Genomic DNA, 17288 nt, shown 5'->3' with positions numbered 1-17288 from the left:
CGATTAGTGCTTCTATGGAACGATCTCTCGCGTTCGTCCTCGCGATCGGTTTCTGCCTAGCGGGTGCGCTCGGAGGACTCGCCGCGACGGGGGTAGTCGGGCTCCCCGACGCCGGCCTCGAGGAAAACGCGTGGGGTGAGGTAGAGGAGGAACGCATCGAGGTGATTACGGGCGTCTGGATCGACAACCCCAATCCTGGCGTCGAACTCGACGACCTGGCCGTCGAGTACGAGCTCGCGATGAACGACGTGGCTCTCGCGACCGGATCGGCCGACGACGTCGCGGTTCCGGCAGGTAACTCGACGACGGAGTTCGGGACCGATCTCGAGTACGATCGGCTGCCGTCGTGGTGGGCTTCCCACGTTCGGAACGACGAGACGAGCGCGCTCGAAGTCGACCTCACGGCTCACGCGACGGTCGGGCCGCTCTCGGGGTCACCCACCCACACCCACGAGGACGAGGTCGAAACCGACCTCGAGTCGATGATCGAGGAGACGCTCGCCGAACAGGAAGGAGAGCACTCGCTCTCGCCGGCCGACTCCGGAGCTGGAGCGATCGAGCCGACCGTCGAAATTCGGGACACCGACGCCGAGTGGGGAGCGGTGAGCGAGGAGCGGACGGAGCTCCACTTCACGTACGAGATCCACAACCCCAACGCCCATCCGCTGCCGACGCCCGCGATGACCGGCGAGATGGAGTTCAACGAGCGACCGGTCGCCGAATGGGAGGCCCACGAGGTCGAGCTCCTCCGCGGGACGTACGATACGAACATCCCGTCGGGGGAGAGCCGCGAGATCACCTTCGTCGTCGAACTGGACAACGACGAAGTGGTCGAGTGGTTCGCGACCCACGTTGACGACGACGAGTTCACCGAGGCCGAACTCCGCGCGCAACTCGCGATGCACGTCGACGGCGAGACCGTGACGATTCCCGACGACGAGGACGCCATCAGCTGCGAGTACGGCGTGTGGACCGACATCTTCGTCGACCAGCGAAGCGAGATCGTGCGGGAACACTGCGAGTTCGTCCCCTGGGCGAGCCCCGACGACGAGACGTTCGCGGTGCTCGGCGCGACGGTCGATCCGATCGAACCTAACGGGACGATCGGCGACAAAACGGGCGACACGGACGAGAGCGGTGAGGACCCGATCGCGGTCGAGTCCTAAACGCTCGATCGGCGGATCAGTCGTTCGCGACTCCCCCGAGCCGTCGCTCCCGGGACTCCCGCAGCCCGTCGCAGATCCCGCCCTGGCTCGACATGTTGACCTGCGCGAGCCGCCCCCGTCGGTGGACGAGCTCGAACTCGGCGGGGTCGATCGGCTCCCCTTCGGGAGTCAGGAACAGCGGGTCCGTCTCGTCGTCGACCAGTCCCGTCTCGCGGGCCTTCTCGAGATAGCGGTCTATCGGTTCCGCGGGCACGGAGACGCCGACGGCTCGATCCGCGAGGTAGATCGATAGCCGGTCGTCGCCGTCGGTACGCTCGAGATCCGTCGGTCGGAGCGAGACGATCGTCTCGGACTCGAGGCCCCCCTCGAGCAGCGCTTCGACGGCGTCGTACTGGCGGGCGGTTCTGGCCTTCCGATCGAGCTCCGCGCGGACGGCGTCGACGGTGTCCTCGGCGTCGGGAAACGCCTCCGGGAACGACCGGCCCGCGTTCACGCCCCGATTGATCTCGATCTCGTGCATGTGCTCGTGGTGGTAGATCCTCGCCCGCTCGACCGCGGGAAGTTTCTCGACCTCCGTGCGGGAGTCGACGGCCATCATCCAGGCGAAGGCGGGCGAACACCACGCCGTCGGCAGCGTCAGGTGGACGGTGACGGTTCCGGCGTCGATCTCGATCACGTCGATATACTCGAGTTCGACGATCGAACGGTCGAGTTCGGGATCGGTGACCCGATCGAGTCGGTCGCGGACGGCCTCTCTAGTGGGGCCGTCGGAAGTGGGTCCGGTCATCAGTCGTCGGCCGCCGCGGGGGCGTCGCTCGCGTAGTGGTCCTCGAGATCGAACCGCTCGCTGATCTCGTCCTCGCGGAACTGTGCTTTCTTCTCGTCGATGTCGATGTCGTACAGTTCGGCGGCGTTCTCGCCCATTACCTTCCGTTTGGTCTCGAGATCCCACTCGACGCCGTACTCCATCCGATCGTCTTGAGTGAGCTCGGCCTCGAGAACCGCCTCGACGAGCCAGTCGGGGTTCCAGATGGCGTAATCGGAGCCGAACAGGACCCGGTCCTCGCCGAGCCACCACAGCAGTTCCGAGAGGATCTCGGAGAACTTCGCGGGGCGGTTCTGGGCGAACGGGGCGGCGACCGCGAGCCCGCCGTAGACGTTTGGTTCCTGGGCAGCGATCCAGCAGAAGTCGTCCAGTCGCGGCAGCCCAACGTGTTCGACGACGAAGTTGAGATTCGGGAACGACGACGCCGCGTCGTCGATATCGGCGACGTCGAACGCGTCGCGGTTCAGCGGCCTGATCGTCGGCCCCTTGTGGGCGTGAATGTTCTCGATGCCGAGCTCCTCGCACTTCTCCAGGTACTCGAAGGCGGCCTCGTCGTCGAGTCGCCACCCCTTCGACTCGTCGCGCCACTCCGCGGTGTACACCTTCACACCCTGGAGGTCGTAGGTTTCGTTCAGCTCCTCGAGGTGCTCTAGCCCCGCTTCGCCGTCGCGGGGATCGAAGCTCCCGTTGAGGACGAACCGTTCGGGGTACTCGGTCGCGAGCTCGGCGTTTTGCTCGGTCGTGTTGAACCCGTCCCCGTAGAAGTCCGTGAGGTAGGTCGGCTGGAAAATCGCCATGTCCGCAGCGGCGTTCTCGAACAGGTCCTCGACCATCCGCTCGGCGCCGTACTTGCGGTACTCCTCGATGCTCCACTGCCGCTCCTCGGGCGTGAACGTCGTGTGGTAGTCGTAGAAACACTGAATGAACTCCTCGCCGCCCTCGTGGGTGATGTTCCCCTCCGTCGCGTCCCACAGGTGGACGTGACCGTCGATAACGAAGATCTCCTCGCCGTTGTGATCGTACATCGCAGTATGGTGCTAGGTATCAACAACCATTATTCTTCGTGATGGATTCCTGATCAGAGGACGTGCCGGCGACAGTCGTGTTCGAGCGTCGATACGTTGGGCGAACGTTTTCACCCAGTACGACAAAGCGTGACGTGGTATCATGCAAGCAGCCCGTCTCCACGAGTACACCGACGACATGAGCGAGGCCCTCGAGGTAGAGGAGATCGACCGACCGGAGCTCGAGAAATCCGACGAGATCCTGGTCGAGGTCTCGGGCGCCGGCTGGTGTCAGACCGACAACCACATCATCGAGGGAATGTGGGAGGAGTACGCACCGCAGGACCTCCCGATGACGCTGGGCCACGAGAACGCGGGCATCGTCGCGGAAGTCGGCGAGGAGGTAACCCTCGTCGAGGAGGGCGATCCAGTGATCTGTCATCCCGTCCAGACCTGCGGAATCTGTCGGCCGTGTCGGCTCGGCGAGGATATGTACTGCGAGAACAGCGCGTTCAACGGTCTCACCACGAACGGCGGGTTCGCGGAGTACCTCCAGACGAACGAGCGAGCCGTAATTCCGCTGCCCGACGGCGTCGATCCGACCGAGATTGCTCCCCACGCCGACGCGGGGATCACGGCCTATCACGCCACGAAGAAAGCCGTTCGCGAGCTGAATCCCGGCGACACCTGCGTCGTCATCGGCGTCGGCGGACTGGGCCACATCGGGCTGCAGTGTCTCGACGCGATGAGCGCCGCCGACATCGTCGCCGCCGATCTGAAGGACGAGGCCCTCGAGCTGGCAGAGGATCTGGGCGCTCGCCACACGATCAACTCCGGCGAGGACGACCTCGCGGAGAGCGTAATGGACCTGACCGACGACGAGGGCGCCCAGCAGGTGCTCGATTTCGTCGGGGCCGATCAGACGACCGGCACGGCGCCCGACATGGTCGCTGCCGGCGGCGATCACCACGTGATCGGCTACGGCGGCCACATCCACGAGCCCTGCCAGGCGCTCGTCAACGGCGAGTTCTCGTTCAAGGGAACCCTGGTGGGGAAGTACGCCGAGCTCCAGGAGCTGGTTGCACTCGTCGACCGCGGGGACGTCGAGCTCCGGACCGAAATTTACGACCTCGAGGAGATCAACACCGTCGCCGAACAGCTCGAGCACCGCGAGATCGAGGGGCGGGCGGTGATCACGCCGCCCTGATCGCCAGCACGCTCTTGTGGTGACCCCTCGAACGGGTCGCGTATGGCGACCCTCGAGGATCCGATCGATATCGGCGGCTGTCGCGTTCCGAACCGACTCTACCGCGCGCCGCTGCTCGAGTGTGCGGGCAACGGCCCCGGCGCCGTCGACACGCTGATCGAGGATCTCGAGCCCGCCGCGGCGTCGGGAGTCGGGCTGCTCTGCCAGGGCGCGACGATCGTCCGCGGCGAGGGCGGCTGTGCGGCGCCGGGGATGACTCGCGTCCACGACCCCGACTTCGTCTCCCGACTCTCGCGGCTGACCGACCGGATCCACGATCACGGCAGCAAGCTCTTCATCCAGCTCGAGCACGGCGGGCTCCGGAGCATGGAGACCTGGCACGCCGAGTACCGCCGGGAGCATCCGGGTCTCGAGCAGCTCGCGGTCTCGGAGCCACCCTGGCAGCTTCGAGCGCTCGATCGGGCCGGGTTCCTCTCGTACGATCCCCACGTGCTCGAGACCGAGGAGGTGTACGAGCTCGCGGCCGACTTCGGTCGGGCCGCGGGATATGCAGCGGAGGCGGGGTACGACGGGATCCACCTGGCCGGCGCGAACATGGGGATCGTCCAGCAGTTCCTCTCGCCGTTTTACAACCGACGCGACGACGAGTTCGGGGGGTCGCCGGAGGCCCGGCTTCGCTTTTTGGCTGTGGTCTACGAGGAGATCCGCGAGCGCGCGGGCGAACTTCCGGTGATGGCGAAGGTGCCCGCCGAGACTCCCGCCCCACCCGCGCCGATCGTTCGGCGAAAGCTCTCGCTCGAGGACGGGGTCGAGATCGCTCGCCGACTCGAGAAGGTCGGCTACGACGCCGTCGTCCCGGTACGGACGTCGGTCGTCTGGGACATGAGCATCGTTCGCGGGAAGTACCCCGACCGAGCGTGGGAAAACGAGGCGCTCCAGGAGGGATACGACGCCGCGTTCGGCGGCGCAGCTCGCAAACGTCTTGTCGCCCTCGGAAACCGGATCCAGTCGCTGCAGTACGACACCGAGTCGGCCTGGAACGAGATGTTCTGTCGAGGTGTACGCGAACAGGTTTCGATCCCCGTTCTCGCGGAGGGCGGAATCCGAGAGCGCGAGCGAATGGATCGCCTGCTCGGCGGTGAGCCCGAAGCCGGCGCCTGCGACATGGTGGGGATGGCCCGCCCGTTTTACGCCGAGCCGCGACTGGGGGCCCGGTTGCTCGGAACGGAGTCCGCGGACGCCGGCGAGGACGTCCGCGTTCTCTGTGAGAGCTGCAACAACTGTACCGTGCCGCAGGTGACGGGTGCCCCGGGAATCTGTCGAACCCCGGCGGTGCTGCGGCGACGCGGCGAACTCGAGCGAGAGGACGCCTACGAGCAGGGAAGTGGTGACTGACCGTTCAGGCGGTAACGACGCCGTCGGTCGCCTCCTCGAGGGTTAGCTCTCGAGTGTAGTCCGGCGCCTTGATCTCGAGCAGCGAGTCAGCCCCAAGGCCGGTGAAGTGAAGCGTCAGCTCGTAGCTGCCGTCGTCCTCAACGGTGCTCAGCTCGCTCTGATCGGAGTCGACAGTTCGAGCGTGGACGTACTCGCCGGCGTAGGCGGGATCGGACCGACCACGCACCTGGTACGACGTCAGGCTCTGGGTCGCCTGCTCGCCCTCGACGGGATACCCCTGGGCGACCCACGCCTCGAGTCCCTCGTCGAACGCGTAGACGTTCTCGTAGCCGGCGTCGATCAGCGACGCGGCTCGCTGTCCCGCCAGGGCGTGCGGACAGACGCAGTAGGTGACGATGCGGTCGTCCGTCGACCAGTCCTCGACCGGATCGCTCGAGACGCCGTCCGGAGCGCTGCTGAGCGCCGAACCCGTAATCCGGAGGTCCTCGTGCTGGTCGCTCCCTCGCGTGTCGACGAAGCGGGCCTCCCGTCGTTCGTACCAGTAGGCGACGTCCTCGAGCGGTGCCAGCGGAACGTCGACGTCGCCGACCTCGAGAATCTCGTAGGTGTCGGTGTCGATCGACCGCTCTTCGGGTACCGAGTCCTGTTCGGGTCCGTAGCCGTCGGCGCTATCGTCGTCGCCGAGACAGCCCGCGATAGCCGCCGCCGTCACCGCCGTTCCCGTAGCGAGAAGCTCCCGTCGTCTCATCGACAACTTCTAGGGAGGCCGACCGAATATGGGTTCTGGTCGGGACGACGATCCGGGAACCCCTTCGTTTCGACTGGAGATCGACAGCGGGCGCTACGAAACGGGTCGAAATGAAATCGGGAGGAAGTAGTCCCCACAGGATTCGAACCTGTGTCGAAGCCCCCAGAAGGCTTCAGGATTGGCCGCTACCCCAGGGGACTGTTGCTGCACCAGATCGTTGGGCAGGTTCCTATTTATGATTGTCGGGTTCGGTTTTTGACTGAAAGCTGCCAGGAGCTTCGAGATGCTCGAGACGGTGACAGTTCGCACAGAGTACCACACAGCGATCGATCTCCTCGAGAATGCTCTCCCTCGAGTGGCCGTTGACGACCATCGTTGCGACACTTCGTTCTTTCTCGTTTGGGTGATGAAAATCCAGGCAAGGTGGTCTATCCTCGTCGCACCGAAGACACTCGCAGTGTTCTTCCTTATACTCGTAGAGCCATCGGCGTATCTCTGCCCGCCGCCGATCCTTTCGTCGAAGACGTTTTTCGCGGTTCTTGTAGTACCAGCGCTGCTGACTCGTAAGTTCCTCCCATTTGAGACCATCCGGAAGCTCGATGTCGTCGGGCTTGGATTTGATACGTCGGGTTCCCGTTGCACCTCGCTCGAACGTTGATAGTCCCGCACGTTCTTTCGCCGCGTTCCATCCACCCAACGTCTTCATGATTGTCGCCGAGGCCGGCGTTACGTCGAGCGCCTCGTACTGCGCCTTCGTCGGTGATTCGCCGAGCTCGTCTGCGGCGCGTCGCAGCGCCTCGAGACAGGCCTCCTCCGTCGCCATACCTGGAATTGTCGTGCAATTGAACATAAAATTTCGCTCCGTGCGACTACGCGGAGTCGACGATAGTGCACAGATCGACACACACTTCACCTCTCCCTGTACAGCCACGTGTATGTACGTCGGACGCTTCGTCGTCGTCGGCCCCGAGGTCGGCGCCTACCGCGTTTCCTCGAGATCGTTCCCGAACCGCAAGCTCACCGCTCGAGACGACGCACTCACCGTTGGCCCAACCGCGGACGCCTCCGAGACGGACAACCCCTATGTTTCCTACAACTGCCTGCGGATCGTCGAGACGCCGACGGGCGAGACGGCCGCCTTCGGCAACGGCTCCCACGTCGACCCGATCGCCGAGAAGCTCGAGCTGGGCTACCCCGCTCGGGACGCCCTCGCGGAGAGCCTGCTCGCGCTGGACTACGAGAAGGACGACTACGATACGCCCCGGATCGCGGCCACTCTGGGCGAGAACGGCGAGGCGCTGATCGGTACCGTTCGGAAGGACGCCTTACTCGTCGAGACCGTCGAGGAGCCGACGCTGGTCGCGACCTACGAGGAGGACTCGCCCACGGCGTTCGAGCTCGAGGTCGACGGCGCCGCCGAGGCGGCGAGCGAAGTGTACGACCACGAGTTCGAACACGCCGTCTGTGCGGCCGGAATTGCCCGGACCGACGGGGGCTTCGAGACGGCGATCGAGAACGGCGACTGATCGAACCGCGTTCCTCTGGATGCCCCCGATAGTCGGCGATCGAGCAACCACACTGATCGGACAAATTCGAAGTAGACGAACGGTCTGCTCGCGCCGAACACACGGGATTCCACACCCTCCCCAACCGATTCGTTCGCTCCGCCGTCGCTCACTCATCCCTCGCACGGCATCGAATCGCGGTTCGCTGTCCGCTCACCGCGACCCGGCGCGCGCCACCGCATGGTTCGCAGCGATCGGCCCGGGGGATGACCTACAAGCCTTCGTATCGTACGCCGAGACATGCAAGTTGGGCTCATCTCCGATATTCACGGCAACCGGATCGCCCTCGAGGCAGTCCTCGCCGACATGCCCGCAGTCGACGAACTCCTGTGTGCCGGTGACGTCGTCGGCTACAACCCCTGGCCGGGGGCCTGCGTCGACGAACTCCGCGAGCGTGCGGTGCCGACGGTGATGGGCAACCACGACGCCGCGGTCGTCGAGGAGACGCCGTTTCGCTTCAACAGCATGGCCAAAGCGGGAGTCGAACACGCCCTCGAGCAGCTCTCGACCGAGCAGCTCGAGTGGCTCGCCGACCTCCCCGAGGAACGACTGGCGTGTGACGGGCAGGTGAAGCTCGTCCATGGTCACCCGGACGATCCGGATCGCTACACCCGCTACACCCGTCCAGCCGAGTTCTCGGCGCGACTGCTCGACGACGAGGACGTCCTCGTTTTGGGCCACACGCACATTCAACACGTCGAGCGCTATGGCGAGGGGATCGTCCTCAATCCGGGCAGCGTCGGCCAGCCCCGCGACGGCGATCCGCGGGCAGCGTACGCCGTCGTCGACCTCGAGGCGATGACCGTCGAAACCTATCGTGTGGAGTACGACATCGGCGCCGTCAGGGACGCCGTCGCTGCGGCGGGGCTTCCCGAAATGGTCGGAAGCCGGCTCGAGCGCGGGAAGTGACTCGAAAAGGTATCGTCGCCGCCGGTTTATGATTCGGTCCGCGAAGCGAGTCCTTTTAGCCTGTCGATCGGAGTAGTGGAAGGTATGCCTTCGACCGGCCGCACCAGGGACGACGTTCGGAGCACCGCGTTCGCCGTGCCCGCTGGCGGTCGATACCCCTCACGGTCCTCGCTCGTACGAACAGCATCGAACAACCGCACGAGCAGCCTCGAGAACGCATGATCGGAAAACTCCGCGAGGACGTGCGGGCAATGTGTGACCGCGATCCCGCGGCGACGGGCTGTCGCGTGGTCTGGCTCACGTATCCCGGCGTTCACGCCGTCTGGGGCCACCGACTCGCCCATCGTCTCTGGAACGCAGGGTTCGAACTCGTCGCTCGCGTGCTCGCGTACGTCGTTCGTACGCTGACAGGCGTCGAGATCCACCCCGCGGCGACGATCGGTCGTCGCGTCACGATCGACCACGGGATGGGCGTCGTCATCGGCGAGACAGCCGAAGTGGGCGACGACGTCCACATGTACCACGGGGTCACCCTCGGTGGAACGGCGAACGAACCCATCAAGCGCCACCCGACCCTCGAGGACGGCGTCACCGTCGGCGCGAACGCAACGCTGCTGGGAAATATCACGGTCGGCGAGGACGCTGCCGTCGGCGCGGGATCGGTCGTCACCGACGACGTCGGCTCGGAGACGACGGTCGCCGGAGTTCCCGCGGAACGGATCGACTGAGCTGTTACTGTGTCTGATCGTCGTCGACAGTCCCCTCGGCACCTGCAGGCGAGTCCGAGGCGGGAACTCCCTCTCCGGACTCGACGTCCTGGTCGGTCTCGTCCTCGCCGTCGTCCGCGCCGACGGCGTCGTCGGTCATCGACTCGTCGGGATCGGAGACGTAGCCGAGTTCGAACCAGAGCTTGGCCGTGCAGTCCATCGGCTGGGTGTCGAGCTCGATGTCCTCGTCGTGTTTGCTCAGGTAGCCGTTACAGCGGCCGTGTTTGACGACGTTCATCAGCGTCGCCTCCGAGCCACACTCGGGACAGTCGATCGAGTAGTTCCCCTGCTCGTTCTGGTGCCACGCGTCGGGCTCGAGTTCCGTGTACGCGGCCTCGTCGCTTCTGCTCATGTTCGTCTCTCCGATCGCTGTCCCGGTAAACGTGGGCCCGGAGCTCGCAACCCTCAGACCAGCGGCTCGAGCAGCGCCTCGCCGGCCTCGAGCAGTTCGGCGACCCGGTCCTCGCCGGTCGCCTCGGCGTAGACCCGCAGCTTTGGCTCGGTCCCGCTCGGGCGGACCAGCAGCCAGGAGCCGTCCTCGAGCTGGAGCTTGAACCCGTCGGCGGTGTTGACGTCCTCGACGGGCGTACCGGCGATATCGTCGGGGATCTCGTCCTCGAGGTCGTCGATCACCCGTGCCTTCTCGTGGTCGGGGCAGGCGACGCTTCGCTTGTCCTGAACGACGGTACCGTGATCCTCGAGCAGTCGGTCGACGCGGTCGTCGATCGGTTCGGCGTCGTGCATCGCGGCAGCCAGTAGCGCCATCAGGACGCCGTCCTTCTCGCGGACGTGTCCCCTGATCGTGAACCCGCCCGACTCCTCGCCCCCGACCAGGGCGTCGTGGTCGGCCATCCCCTGAGCGATCCACTTGAAGCCGACCGGGACCTCGTGGACGGCCTCGTCGTGGGCGTCGGCAACCCGATCGATCAGGAACGTCGTCGACACCGTCCTGACGACGGCCCCCGAATCGCGCTCGAGCAGGTAGTCGTACAGCGCGGCGAAAAAGAGGTTTTCGTCGAGGTAGCCCCGTTCGGGCGTCACGATCGCGATCCGATCGGCGTCCCCGTCGTTAGCGATCCCGAGATCGGCGTCGCCGTCGGTCACTCGCTCGACGAGCGCCTCGAGATTCTCCGGGGCGGGTTCGGGCGCCCCGCCGCCGAACTCCGGATCCTGCTCGCAACGCAGCCGATCGACGTCGGCGCCGGCCCGCTCTAAGATGGCGTCCGTTGTCCCGCGGCCGCTACCGTACATCGCGTCGTAGGCGACCGACACCCCCTCGAGGTCGATCTCGCCGATCGTCCCCTCGAGGAGATCGAACGCGGCGTCGGCGTGGGGCGTGACGAAGTCGATCTCCTCGGCGCTGCCGTGTTCGTCCTCGGGCAGCGGGTCGGGCTCGGCGAGGCGATCCGCGACCGCATCCATCACTTCGGGGAGTGCAGGCGCGCCGTCCTCGGGGATGAACTTCACGCCGTTGTACTCCGGCGGGTTGTGCGAGGCCGTGACGACCATCGCCCCCGCCAGATCTCGTTCGACGATCGCGTAGGCGAAAAGCGGCGTCGGTCGATCCCGGTCGGACAGCAGGACGTCGAACCCGTTGGCACACAGTACTCGAGTTAACTCCTCGGCGAACCCCCGCGAGGTCTCGCGGGCGTCGTAGCCGACCGCGACGGGACCCTCGAGGCCCTCGTCAGCGAGGTACGTCGCGACCGCCTGTCCGACCATCCGCACTCTGGGCGCCGTAAACTCCTCGAGGGGCGCCCGCCAGCCGTCGGTTCCGAACGAGATCGTCTCCATACCCCGCTCCTCACCGTCCGGTGCGAAAAAGGCGACGCTGTCGGCACCGAAGGCAACGAGGTTTTGACGTCGACCCCGCTAAGGGCGGTATGACACACGTTCTCGCCGTCTCCGGCAGCCTCCGCGACGAAAGCTACACGCGAACCGCCCTCGAGTACGTCCTCGACTCGGCCCGGGAAGCCGGCGCCGAAACGCGACTGCTCGATCTGCGCGAGTACGATCTCCCCGTCTACGACCCCGACGTCGACGATCAGGGCGACGGCGAGGCCGTGAAACGGCTCGTCCGCGAGGCCGACGCCGTCGCGTTGGGCACCCCGGTCTACCACGGCTCGTACTCGGGGGCGCTGAAGAACCTCCACGACTACTGCGGGTTCGAGGAGTTCGAGGACACGACCGTCGGCCTGCTCGCGACCGCTGGCGGCGGGAGCTACGGCTCGACGCTCGACCACCTCCGGATCACGGTCCGGGGCGTTCACGGCTGGGTCCTCCCCCACCAGGTCGGGATCCGCGGCGCCTCGAGCGAGTTCGAGGCCGATCCGGAGGCGATCGACGGACGAGCGTTCGTCGACGAGAAACTCGAGGACCGGACCAGAAAGCTCGGCCGGATGCTCGTCGAGTACGCCCATATCGAACCCGAGGTGAGTAGCCCGCGGACGGCCGCGGCCGACGAGTAACGAGGGCTGGACGGCCGTCCTCGAACTCCCGAATGGTACTTGTTCTATCGGAACGGATCCCGCTCGACGAGGACGGATCCACGGACCATCGGAGCCGACTGAACCGGGTCGGTCGAACCCGAATTAGTCAACCCCCGTACGGCGGCGCACGCTGGATCGCAGTGAGCCGACGGCGAACTGCGATCCGACACCGTGCGAGTCGGTTGGGGAGGACGTGAAAATCCCGTATTGACGACAGGAACGCGTTACGTACGGGGAAACACCACCCGCCAGCCGTTCGATGCACGTTAGACCGTCCGAAGGTCGTCTGTTGCCTGCGACCGAATGGCTGCTGCCGCAACTTCGTCGGCCCGCCTGACGAGTTCCGCTTCGATTGTCGCCGGCTCGACCGTCGTTCGACTCGTATGGGAGAGCACGATGTGTGCCAGTTCAACCGGCAAATCCACCACTGCAACGACGTAGACACCGTAGTAGGGATGTCCGAGCAGGTTGTAGATCGGCGTCTCGGTCATCCCGTCGAACTCAGCGAGTTTGCTCACGTCGTGAACGAGTGCACCAGCAACCACCGTATCCAACGACAGAGTGACTTCGCGCCGCTCGAGGAGCGTCTCTGCGAGCGCGACGGCACAGGCAGTTACGTCCCGAACGTGGCTTACCAGCCGTTCGTTCTCCAGCCCTAACGCCCGCTGTGCTGGAGGCAGCCACGGCACTTCGGTGAGGTCGTCGACATCGTTCTCTTCGATGGCCGTCACCCACGCGTTGACGACGCCCGCTCGGAGGTCGCCGTCTTCGATCACCTCGAGTTCGGGAAACGCGGCCCTAACTACGTTCTCACTCATGCTTTTGGTATCGGTATTGGGTCCCAAAAACCCCGCCGTGCAGCGATGCTCACGGCTCACTCTGGCCCTCCCACGAGCGTCTCTCCGCACGGTTGCTCACTCACTCGAGTCCGACCAGTCGCTCCTTCTGTGCTCGCGTCAACTGTTTGATCTCGTACTCGCGGGACATTGCCGCCGATTTCGAGTCGTACTCCTCCTCGTAGCACAACTCCACCGGCGTCCGTCCCCGGGTGTACTTCGCTCCCTCGCCCGCGTCGTGTTCCGCGACGCGGCGCTCGAGGTCGGTCGTATACCCCGTGTACAGCGAGCCGTCGGCGCACTCGAGGACGTAGACCACGTGGTCGGCGTCGGCCATCGCTCGAGGGTACGGGTTGGCGGGTAAAAATCGTCTCGTCCGCAGGGTGCGAGCTAGGGGAGTCGGGGTCCGGCCGTTGTCTATCGGTGGCGGTGCTCGACGGATCAGGTGCCGCGGACGCGCTCCTTCGCGGCTTCCGCAATCCCGGCGTTCGCCGAACAGCTGACGCAGGCGTGAATCTCGCCGTGCTCGTCGGCGAACACGCGGGCGAACCGTTCGGAGACGTGCGCGTCGCAGTGGTCACAGGTGGGCATTGTGATACCGGCTTCGGCCGGCATCCAATCGTAGTCAGTATACGAATAAAAACGCTTTCCCAAACGTAGTTTGGCTTTCCGACTTCGGAAGAATATTTTCCAGAATCACGTTATCAACTCAGCTCCGGGCGTCGTCGAGCGCCCGTGCGATTAGGGTCGCCTGCGCGCCCGCGACGAACCCCGCGTCGACGTTGACGACCGAGAGGATCGTACACGACTGGAGCATCCCCGCGAGCGCCGCCTCGCCGTCGCCGGCGTGGCCGTACCCGCTCGAGACGGGAACCCCGATCACCGGCGAGTCGACGAGGCCGGCGACGACGGTCGGCAACGCGCCCTCTCGGCCCGCGGCGACGAGCAACACGTCGGCCTCGCGGAGCCGATCGAGCTGGTCGAGCAGGCGATCGAGCGCGGCGACGCCGACGTCGTCGACCCGGTCGATCGCGACGCCGGCGTCCCGACAGACCGCTGCGGCCTCGTCGGCGACCGGGCCATCGACGGTGCCCGCGGTGACGATACCGACCGTCGCGTCGAGAGTCGGCTGCTCGGCGTCGGCCGTCCGAACGAGAACAGTGGTGCTCCAACGCTCGAGGGTCGCATCGGGAAAGGACTCGAGCAGGCTCGACTCCAGGGCTTCGATCTGGGTGTCGTCGGCGCGAGTGATCAGCGCCCGGCCGGTCGTCTCGAGTGCCGTCTCGGTGAGGGCGACGACTTGCGGGGCGGTCTTGCCCGCCGCGAAGATTCCTTCCGGAATGCCGCGGCGCTGCTGGCGGGCCGCGTCAAACCGTCCCGCCTCGCCGGTGACGTACCCGTTGAGTTCGGCCTCGGCCTCCGCCGGCGACAGCGAGCCGTCGGCGACGGCCTCGAGGAGTTCGCGCATACCCGAACTGGGGGATCGATCTACTCGAATCCGTCGACCCGAACCGCGAGTTCGGAAACGCGCGCGAGCGGACCCAGACCGCGCGCGAGACCGATTCTCCGGTCGGAATACCCCGAGGCTGGGCGGCGGAGTTCATCAACCATATATTTTCCGGTGGCATGTGCGCCCCAAACAGGCGAACGAACCGCTGCAGCCCCGGTCTCCCCCCGCATAACCACAATACTTATAATGGGAAAACGGGAACGGACACATCGTATGGCAGACCTTATCGTCAAAGCCGCTGTGAAGGAAGCGCTCGATGACAAGAACGTCGCTTCGGACTTCTACGACGCACTCGACGAGGAAGTCGACCAGCTTCTCGAGGACGCCGCCCGCCGCGCCGAGGAGAACGACCGGAAGACGGTCCAGCCGCGCGACCTGTAAGGCGACTCGCTCGAGCGTTCTTTTATCGAAGCAACGACACGTAGTCCCGACTGCGCCGTCAGCGCGAGAGGCGGGAAGGGGTATAGTAACAACTGAAACTGGTTGTACACCGATCGCACAGCCGTCGTGCGATCGGGTGTGCACTGACGTTCAGTGGCGACTATAGTTACCGGCGCTGCTCGAGGTACTCCTTCGTCCGCCCGGTGAGGACGTACTCGCGTTCGCCGAGCGCCTCGATCGACGCCGCGCCGGTGACGAACATCGCCGTTCGCAACTCGAGCTCGAGGGTCTCGAGCAGGTCGACGACCGCGTCAGCGCCCTGTCCAGCGGGACCGAGAAACGGCTTCGCGAGCCCGCCGGCGCTGGCGCCCATCGCGATCGCCTTCGCGATGTCGAGTCCCGACCGAACGCCGCCGCTCGCGACGACGGTGTCGTGTTCGTCGGCGGCCTCGAGAGTGCTCACGGCGGTCGGAACGCCCCACGCGCGGAACAGCCTCCCGATCTGCTCCTGTCGGTCGGCGCCGACCGCTGCGGCCCGGTAGGATTCGATTCCCGACCACGTCGTCCCGCCCTTGCCCGCGACGTCGATGGCGTCGACCCCGGCGTCGGCGAGCCGTCGAGCCGTCTCCCGAGAGATGCCGTTGCCCGTCTCCTTGACGACGACTGGCACCGAGAGCCCGTCGGCGACGCGTTCGATCTCGGCGAGACAGCCTCGAGCGTCGACGTCGCCCTCGGGCTGGACCGCCTCCTGGAGGAAGTTGAGGTGGACGGCCATCGCGTCGGCGTCGATCATCTCGACGGCCCGCTCGACGTCCGCGAGGTCGTACTCGAGCAGCTGTGCGGCGCCGACGTTGCCGTAGAGAACGGCGTCGGGCGCGGCCTCGCGGACGACGGTGTAGGACTCGAGCAAGTCCTCGTCGTCGAGCTCCAGACCTGCTCGCTGGCTGCCGACGCCCATCGCGACGTTCGTCCGCTGGGCAGCCTCGGCCAGCGCCCGGTTGATCTTCGTCGTGTTGGGGTGGCCCCCGGTCATGCTCTCGATGACGATCGGCGCGTCGACCTCGGCGCCGAAGAGGGTCGTCGACGTGTCGATCTCGTCGCGGTGAATCTCGGGGAGGGCCTCGTGGATCAGCTCGACGTCCTCGAAACCAGTTCCCTTCGTTTCGACGTCTTCCTCCTCGATGATGCGAATGTGATCGTCCTTGCGGTCGGCAGTCTCGGTCATTGCCTAGTAGCGACACGAGGATCGTGAAAAGCGATCCGTTCGCCGCGTGCGACTCCGGGGCCGATTTTTTGAGGGTCGGCGTCCATCCGAAAGACGACGATGCTCCGCAAACTGCTGATCGCGTTCGGTATCTTCGAGATCGCAATGCCTCAGCCCGTGATCGACGCCTGCGAGCGAATCGGGCTCGAGAACGCCGAAGAAGCCCAACTTCGGCCGCAGGCACTGTGGGGGGCCCGCCTCGAGGGCGCGCTGTTCGTCTGGGTGCTCGCCCGCCGGGAGTCGGGGGCGACGATCGCCAACCGGCTGCTCGCGCTCGCGGGAATCGCGCTCGTGCTCGTCCCCGAACCCCTCGTCGAACTGAGCCAGCGGCTGGTCTACGAGAACGTCGACGAGCTCGAGCCGAAGCCGTGGGTGAACCCGGCCGCGCGGCTGCTGGGCGTGCTCTATCTGACCGTCGCGGCGCTGTCGACGATCGGGAGCGACGAAAGCGAGGCGGAGTCCGCGCGGAACTGACCGCTATCAGTACCGTCGGACCTCGACGCCGTCGTCCGTCCCGACGTAGGTCGCGTCGGCGACGTCGACGAACAGTCCGTGTTCGACGACGCCGGGCAGACTCGAGAGCCGTTCGGCCAGTTCCCCCGGCTCGCCGATCGGGCCGAACGCGCAGTCGAGCACCAGGTTCCCGGCGTCAGTGACGACGGGACCGTCCTTGTGCTCTGCATCTCGCAGCGTTGCCTCGCCGCCCAGTTCGGCGATCCGCTCGGCGACGACCGTGTGGGCTTCGGGAAGGACGGCGACCGGAACCGACGCCTCGAGTCGATCGGTCAGTTTCGAGGGATCGGCGACGACGACGAACCGGTCGGCGCTCGCGTCGACGAGTTTCTCGCGGGTGTGGGCAGCGCCTCCGCCCTTGATCAGCGTGCCGTGAGCCGCGGACTCGGGATCGTCGACCACCCGGTCGGCGCCGTCGATCGCGAGGTCGACTCCCTCGACGGCGTCGAGTTCGGTTAGCGAAATCCCCTCCTCGAGGGCCAGCTGTCGGGACTGAAAGGAAGTCGCGATTCCTCGGACCTCGAGGCCGTCGTCGACGGCCCGGCCGATCGCCTCGATCGCGTAGGCGGTCGTCGAGCCGGTTCCGAGCCCGACGACGTCGCCGTCCGCGACCGCCTCGGCCGCGCGCTCGCCGGCGCGTCGCTTCGCCGCGTCGGATCCGCCCGTCGTCTTCATGGCCTGTCTCTTATACACATCTCTGAGCGGGCT

Annotated in this window: 21 protein-coding genes; 9 read left to right on the top strand and 12 right to left on the bottom strand. The window is 65.9% G+C overall.

The genetic code is table 11. The features are described 5' to 3' along the window. Positions 1-14: 14 nt before the first annotated feature. Positions 15-1166 (top strand): LEA type 2 family protein, encoded by a 1152-nt coding sequence (locus tag C491_RS07205; RefSeq protein ID WP_005554877.1) that lies wholly within the window; start codon positions 15-17, stop codon positions 1164-1166. Positions 1167-1182: 16 nt separating this feature from the next. Here C491_RS07205 and C491_RS07200 read toward each other — a convergent pair whose 3' ends face one another. Together C491_RS07200 and C491_RS07195 are read right to left on the bottom strand one after the other, a co-directional pair. Next, positions 1183-1953, bottom strand: a complete 771-nt coding sequence (locus C491_RS07200) for an iron-sulfur cluster assembly protein (protein WP_005554876.1) — start codon at positions 1951-1953, stop codon at positions 1183-1185. Next, positions 1953-3017, bottom strand: coding sequence for an amidohydrolase family protein (locus C491_RS07195; protein ID WP_005554875.1), 1065 nt, complete (start codon positions 3015-3017; stop codon positions 1953-1955). The genes C491_RS07200 and C491_RS07195 overlap by 1 nt, the downstream gene beginning before the upstream one ends. Positions 3018-3159: 142 nt before the next feature. Here C491_RS07195 and C491_RS07190 point away from each other — a divergent pair, with 142 nt between their 5' ends. Together C491_RS07190 and C491_RS07185 are read left to right on the top strand one after the other, a co-directional pair. Next, positions 3160-4203: an NAD(P)-dependent alcohol dehydrogenase gene (locus C491_RS07190; RefSeq protein ID WP_005554873.1), complete on the top strand. Its 1044-nt coding sequence runs from the start codon at positions 3160-3162 to the stop codon at positions 4201-4203. Positions 4204-4245: 42 nt separating this feature from the next. After that, complete coding sequence (locus C491_RS07185) at positions 4246-5598, top strand: oxidoreductase (protein ID WP_005554872.1); 1353 nt, start codon at positions 4246-4248, stop codon at positions 5596-5598. A gap of 4 nt (positions 5599-5602) precedes the next feature. On the opposite strand, the gene C491_RS07180 is transcribed toward C491_RS07185, so the two are convergent. Beyond that, complete coding sequence (locus tag C491_RS07180; RefSeq protein WP_005554870.1) at positions 5603-6346, bottom strand: rhodanese-like domain-containing protein; 744 nt, start codon at positions 6344-6346, stop codon at positions 5603-5605. A 229-nt stretch (positions 6347-6575) separates the two neighbouring features. Next, the gene (locus tag C491_RS07170) at positions 6576-7169 is read right to left on the bottom strand and encodes a homing endonuclease associated repeat-containing protein (RefSeq protein ID WP_005554869.1); all 594 of its coding nucleotides are present in this window, start codon (positions 7167-7169) and stop codon (positions 6576-6578) included. 112 nt (positions 7170-7281) lie between these two features. On the opposite strand from C491_RS07170, the gene C491_RS07165 reads away from it, so the two are divergent. The 3 genes from C491_RS07165 to cysE all read left to right on the top strand — a co-directional run bounded on the left by C491_RS07165 (position 7282) and on the right by cysE (position 9548). Then, on the top strand, positions 7282-7872 hold the full coding sequence (locus C491_RS07165; RefSeq protein ID WP_005554868.1) for an IMP cyclohydrolase: 591 nt from the start codon (positions 7282-7284) through the stop codon (positions 7870-7872). A 279-nt stretch (positions 7873-8151) separates the two neighbouring features. Beyond that, complete coding sequence (locus tag C491_RS07160; RefSeq protein ID WP_005554867.1) at positions 8152-8820, top strand: metallophosphoesterase family protein; 669 nt, start codon at positions 8152-8154, stop codon at positions 8818-8820. 218 nt (positions 8821-9038) lie between these two features. Continuing rightward, on the top strand, positions 9039-9548 hold the full coding sequence (gene cysE / locus C491_RS07155) for a serine O-acetyltransferase (protein WP_005554866.1): 510 nt from the start codon (positions 9039-9041) through the stop codon (positions 9546-9548). A gap of 4 nt (positions 9549-9552) precedes the next feature. Here cysE and C491_RS07150 read toward each other — a convergent pair whose 3' ends face one another. Together C491_RS07150 and C491_RS07145 are read right to left on the bottom strand one after the other, a co-directional pair. Then, a complete protein-coding gene (locus C491_RS07150; protein WP_005554865.1) occupies positions 9553-9939 on the bottom strand; it encodes a hypothetical protein in 387 nt (128 codons plus the stop codon). Positions 9940-9992: 53 nt separating this feature from the next. Then, positions 9993-11381, bottom strand: coding sequence for a phosphoglucomutase/phosphomannomutase family protein (locus tag C491_RS07145; protein ID WP_005554864.1), 1389 nt, complete (start codon positions 11379-11381; stop codon positions 9993-9995). Between the two features lie 89 nt (positions 11382-11470). Here C491_RS07145 and C491_RS07140 point away from each other — a divergent pair, with 89 nt between their 5' ends. Next, positions 11471-12055, top strand: a complete 585-nt coding sequence (locus C491_RS07140; protein WP_005554863.1) for an NADPH-dependent FMN reductase — start codon at positions 11471-11473, stop codon at positions 12053-12055. Between the two features lie 287 nt (positions 12056-12342). On the opposite strand, the gene C491_RS07135 is transcribed toward C491_RS07140, so the two are convergent. From C491_RS07135 to larB, 4 genes are all read right to left on the bottom strand, one after another. Beyond that, positions 12343-12894 (bottom strand): HD domain-containing protein, encoded by a 552-nt coding sequence (locus tag C491_RS07135; protein WP_005554861.1) that lies wholly within the window; start codon positions 12892-12894, stop codon positions 12343-12345. 100 nt (positions 12895-12994) lie between these two features. Further along, positions 12995-13249, bottom strand: a complete 255-nt coding sequence (locus C491_RS07130) for a GIY-YIG nuclease family protein (protein ID WP_005554858.1) — start codon at positions 13247-13249, stop codon at positions 12995-12997. 104 nt (positions 13250-13353) lie between these two features. After that, a complete protein-coding gene (locus C491_RS22910; protein ID WP_005554857.1) occupies positions 13354-13503 on the bottom strand; it encodes a DUF7563 family protein in 150 nt (49 codons plus the stop codon). 118 nt (positions 13504-13621) lie between these two features. Beyond that, positions 13622-14380 (bottom strand): nickel pincer cofactor biosynthesis protein LarB, encoded by a 759-nt coding sequence (gene larB, locus C491_RS07125; RefSeq protein WP_005554855.1) that lies wholly within the window; start codon positions 14378-14380, stop codon positions 13622-13624. A 255-nt stretch (positions 14381-14635) separates the two neighbouring features. Here larB and C491_RS07120 point away from each other — a divergent pair, with 255 nt between their 5' ends. Next, positions 14636-14803, top strand: a complete 168-nt coding sequence (locus C491_RS07120) for a DUF1931 family protein (RefSeq protein WP_005554854.1) — start codon at positions 14636-14638, stop codon at positions 14801-14803. A 166-nt stretch (positions 14804-14969) separates the two neighbouring features. On the opposite strand, the gene fni is transcribed toward C491_RS07120, so the two are convergent. Continuing rightward, entirely contained in the window at positions 14970-16028 is a 1059-nt protein-coding gene (fni, locus tag C491_RS07115; RefSeq protein ID WP_005554853.1) for a type 2 isopentenyl-diphosphate Delta-isomerase, read from the bottom strand. A 99-nt stretch (positions 16029-16127) separates the two neighbouring features. Between fni and C491_RS07110 the strand changes: the two genes are divergently transcribed. Further along, entirely contained in the window at positions 16128-16541 is a 414-nt protein-coding gene (locus tag C491_RS07110) for a hypothetical protein (protein WP_005554852.1), read from the top strand. A gap of 6 nt (positions 16542-16547) precedes the next feature. Here C491_RS07110 and rpiA read toward each other — a convergent pair whose 3' ends face one another. Beyond that, on the bottom strand, positions 16548-17255 hold the full coding sequence (rpiA, locus tag C491_RS07105; RefSeq protein ID WP_005554851.1) for a ribose-5-phosphate isomerase RpiA: 708 nt from the start codon (positions 17253-17255) through the stop codon (positions 16548-16550). Between the last annotated feature and the right edge of the window lie 33 nt (positions 17256-17288).

Source organism: Natronococcus amylolyticus DSM 10524, assembly GCF_000337675.1.
GTDB lineage: Archaea > Halobacteriota > Halobacteria > Halobacteriales > Natrialbaceae > Natronococcus > Natronococcus amylolyticus.
Note: the sequence above shows the minus strand (reverse complement) of the source record. Positions and strands in the feature narration are given on the sequence as shown.

Coding starts and splice junctions, on each gene's coding strand:
- C491_RS07205 (WP_005554877.1), top strand. CDS start 15: ATGGAACGATCTCTCGCGTTCGTCCTCGCGATCGGTTTCTGCCTAGCG.
- C491_RS07200 (WP_005554876.1), bottom strand. CDS start 1,953: ATGACCGGACCCACTTCCGACGGCCCCACTAGAGAGGCCGTCCGCGAC.
- C491_RS07195 (WP_005554875.1), bottom strand. CDS start 3,017: ATGTACGATCACAACGGCGAGGAGATCTTCGTTATCGACGGTCACGTC.
- C491_RS07190 (WP_005554873.1), top strand. CDS start 3,160: ATGCAAGCAGCCCGTCTCCACGAGTACACCGACGACATGAGCGAGGCC.
- C491_RS07185 (WP_005554872.1), top strand. CDS start 4,246: ATGGCGACCCTCGAGGATCCGATCGATATCGGCGGCTGTCGCGTTCCG.
- C491_RS07180 (WP_005554870.1), bottom strand. CDS start 6,346: ATGAGACGACGGGAGCTTCTCGCTACGGGAACGGCGGTGACGGCGGCG.
- C491_RS07170 (WP_005554869.1), bottom strand. CDS start 7,169: ATGGCGACGGAGGAGGCCTGTCTCGAGGCGCTGCGACGCGCCGCAGAC.
- C491_RS07165 (WP_005554868.1), top strand. CDS start 7,282: ATGTACGTCGGACGCTTCGTCGTCGTCGGCCCCGAGGTCGGCGCCTAC.
- C491_RS07160 (WP_005554867.1), top strand. CDS start 8,152: ATGCAAGTTGGGCTCATCTCCGATATTCACGGCAACCGGATCGCCCTC.
- cysE (WP_005554866.1), top strand. CDS start 9,039: ATGATCGGAAAACTCCGCGAGGACGTGCGGGCAATGTGTGACCGCGAT.
- C491_RS07150 (WP_005554865.1), bottom strand. CDS start 9,939: ATGAGCAGAAGCGACGAGGCCGCGTACACGGAACTCGAGCCCGACGCG.
- C491_RS07145 (WP_005554864.1), bottom strand. CDS start 11,381: ATGGAGACGATCTCGTTCGGAACCGACGGCTGGCGGGCGCCCCTCGAG.
- C491_RS07140 (WP_005554863.1), top strand. CDS start 11,471: ATGACACACGTTCTCGCCGTCTCCGGCAGCCTCCGCGACGAAAGCTAC.
- C491_RS07135 (WP_005554861.1), bottom strand. CDS start 12,894: ATGAGTGAGAACGTAGTTAGGGCCGCGTTTCCCGAACTCGAGGTGATC.
- C491_RS07130 (WP_005554858.1), bottom strand. CDS start 13,249: ATGGCCGACGCCGACCACGTGGTCTACGTCCTCGAGTGCGCCGACGGC.
- C491_RS22910 (WP_005554857.1), bottom strand. CDS start 13,503: ATGCCCACCTGTGACCACTGCGACGCGCACGTCTCCGAACGGTTCGCC.
- larB (WP_005554855.1), bottom strand. CDS start 14,380: ATGCGCGAACTCCTCGAGGCCGTCGCCGACGGCTCGCTGTCGCCGGCG.
- C491_RS07120 (WP_005554854.1), top strand. CDS start 14,636: ATGGCAGACCTTATCGTCAAAGCCGCTGTGAAGGAAGCGCTCGATGAC.
- fni (WP_005554853.1), bottom strand. CDS start 16,028: ATGACCGAGACTGCCGACCGCAAGGACGATCACATTCGCATCATCGAG.
- C491_RS07110 (WP_005554852.1), top strand. CDS start 16,128: ATGCTCCGCAAACTGCTGATCGCGTTCGGTATCTTCGAGATCGCAATG.
- rpiA (WP_005554851.1), bottom strand. CDS start 17,255: ATGAAGACGACGGGCGGATCCGACGCGGCGAAGCGACGCGCCGGCGAG.